Below are 638 nucleotides of genomic sequence, written 5' to 3'. Positions count from 1 at the left end.
CCCTTCATTGGGGAACCCGCCGCCAGCTTGGAACGGACGCACAACCGCCGGGACTATTCGGTTCCGCCGCCTGAACCGACCCTGCTCGACCGGTTGACGGCGCGCGGCAGCCGGGTCATCGCGGTCGGCAAGATCGGCGACATCTTCGCCCATCGCGGCATTTCGGAAGTGCGCAAGGCTGCCGGCAACATGGCGATGTTCGACAAGGCGCTCGGCGCGATGGCTGACGCGGGCGACGGCGATCTCGTCTTCGCCAATTTCGTCGATTTCGACACAGAGTTCGGCCATCGGCGCGATGTCGCCGGCTATGCCGCCGCGCTCGAGGCCTTCGACCGGCGGCTGCCGGAGGCGCTTGCACGGCTGAGGCAAGGCGACCTTCTCATCCTCACGGCAGACCATGGCAACGATCCGACCTGGCACGGCACCGATCATACACGCGAACGCATTCCGGTGATCGGCACGGGACCAGGTTTTGGCGGCGACATTGGGCTCAGAACGACGTTCGCCGACATCGGTGAAACCGTCGCCGAGCATCTTGGTCTGGCACGCGGCCGTCACGGCACCTCCTTCTATGAATCGATAGGCGGCCATGCCTGAGTTGCCTGAGGTCGAAACGGTGCGGCGGGGGCTGCAGCCGG

General features: G+C 65.8%; 1 protein-coding gene. It reads left to right on the top strand.

Annotated features, from left to right (window positions below; genetic code table 11):
• The coding region (locus EOA86_RS37385) for a phosphopentomutase (RefSeq protein ID WP_128345878.1) at positions 1-597 on the top strand (597 nt) is incomplete at its 5' end.
• Between the last annotated feature and the right edge of the window lie 41 nt (positions 598-638).

It is taken from the genome of Mesorhizobium sp. M5C.F.Ca.IN.020.32.2.1, assembly GCF_004023105.1.
GTDB classification, from domain to species: Bacteria; Pseudomonadota; Alphaproteobacteria; order Rhizobiales; family Rhizobiaceae; genus Mesorhizobium; species Mesorhizobium wenxiniae.
The sequence above is the reverse complement of the archived record's forward strand: the minus strand, read 5'-3'. Positions and strand labels throughout refer to the sequence as shown.